Source organism: Mitsuaria sp. TWR114, assembly GCF_007997345.1.
Genome location: NZ_VOSR01001117.1, coordinates 1 through 1,912, shown reverse-complemented (window position 1 = coordinate 1,912; position 1,912 = coordinate 1). Strand labels below are relative to the sequence as shown.

The following is a 1,912-nucleotide window of genomic DNA, read 5'->3' as shown; positions in this document are numbered from 1 at the left end:
GCGCCCGCCAGCCCGGTGGCGTGGATGCCGTACTGGCCCGCCGGCATCCGCCCGTTGCTGGCGGGCACGCCAGCGATCGCCGTCGTCACCGAGACCGTGTCGCCCGCCAGCACGCCGTACAGGTTGCCCCCCGTCGCCGGCAGCGCGTCGCCATAGGTGCTGGCGGTGTTGTCGATCACGGCCGTGAGCAGCTTGGGCACGACGCGGAAGGTGCTGGTGGACGCGCGGAGCATCACGTAGTTGCCCTTGTCCGCGCCCAGCAGCTCGCTGTCGACGCCGTAGGTGCCAGGGGTCAGGCGCGCGGGCAGCGTGGTCGAGCGGCCGCCGGGGAGATCGGCCCAGGCGCCCAGCGCGACGTCGTCGCCGGCGAAGGCGTTGAGGAGCTCGGTCCTGAGGGTGTAGTTGGCCGCGGACCCGTAGGTGGGCGAGACGTCGGTGTGATCCGTTCCTTGCACCCAGGCCGCATTCGCCACCACGGCAGGCGTGATCCTCAGCGTCGCGAAGCGGTTGCCCTCCGCGGCGATCACGTAGTTGCCGGCGTCCGCGCCCTCCAGGCCGGTGGCGCTGAAGGTGTAGGTGCCGACGTTGAGCCGCCCCGTGCGGGACCGCGTGATCGGCGTGGTGGAGGTCGTCACCGCGACCTGGTCGCCGGCCAGCAGGCCGTTGATGCTGCCGCTGGCCCGCGGCGTGTCGCCCGTCCCGTAGGTGAGCGTCCGGTCCATGAAGCTGTCGGGGAAGCCGCCGAACATCGTGAAGTAGCCCTGCACCGTGACCGTGACCGGCTTGGGCGCGACGATGAGCGTGCCCGTCGTCGAGCCTGTCTCGGTGGGGACGTAGTTGGCTGCATCGGCGCCGGTGAGGCTGCGCAGGCCCAGCGTCCAGCTGCCGGCCGCAGTGCGCTCGGCGGGCGCGACGCCGCTGGCGAGCAGGACGGCCGGGCCGGCGCCGACGCTGTCGCCGGCCAGCACGCCCTGCACGGTCACCGCGCCCGGCGTGGCCGCGGTGCCATAGGTCGACGAGGCGTCCTGCGCGATGTAGCTGATCGGCCGCGGCTGCACGGTCAGCGTACCGGGCGCGTTGCCCGCGCTGGCCAGCAGGTAGTTCGGATTGCCGGTGAGCGCGGTGACTGTCTCGGTATAGGCGCCGGCGCCGGTGCGCGCGCTCAGCGTGACCGGCGTCGAGCCCGCGAGGATCGCGGCCGTGTAGCCGACCGAGTCGCCGGCGAGCACGTTGTTCAGCGTCACCGCGCCAGTCGTGGCGAGGTTGCCGTAGACCGAGCTCGCATTGGCCACCGAGAAGGTGACCGGACGCGGCGTCACGGTGAGCGCGCCCGCCGTATTGCCGCTGCCGGCGAGCAGGTAGTTGGGCGCGTCGGGGCCGCTCAGGCCGGCGACGCCCGCCCACCAGCTGCCGCCGACCGTCGGCCGGGCGACCGGCGCGCCGTTGCCGTCCAGCGCGGTCAGCGCCGAGCTCACCGACGCGCCGGGCAGCAGTCCGTCGAGGACCGTGACGTTGGTCGACGCGGTCGGCGCATTGCCGTAGATCGCCGAACCGGCGGCGACGCTCCAGGTGATCGGCTTGGGCGTGACGGTCCACGTGCCGTTCGTGTTGCCCGCGGCGGCGATCGTGTAGTTGCCGGCGCCCGCGCCCGACAAGGAGCCGGCGAGCACCGTCGAGGTGTAGGTTCCCGCGCGGGAGCCCGCGTCCAGCAGCCAGAGATTGCCGCCCGATTCGATCGCCGGGGCGGCCGTGATCTGATCGCCCGCGACCACGCCGGAGAGCGCCGGCATCGCGCCGCTCTGCGGCGTGCCATAGACGTTGCTGCCGGTGGCCGCGACATAGGTCAGCGCCTTGGGCAGCACGTTGACGGTCGTCGCGGTGTTGCCGCTGCCCGCGATCACGTAGTTGCCGG

1 protein-coding gene is annotated in these 1,912 nt (G+C 73.0%); it reads right to left on the bottom strand.

Features of this window, described 5'->3' with window-relative positions:
* A partial coding sequence (locus tag FUT87_RS29745; RefSeq protein WP_310735335.1) for an MBG domain-containing protein occupies positions 1-1,912 on the bottom strand: 1,912 nt, incomplete at both ends.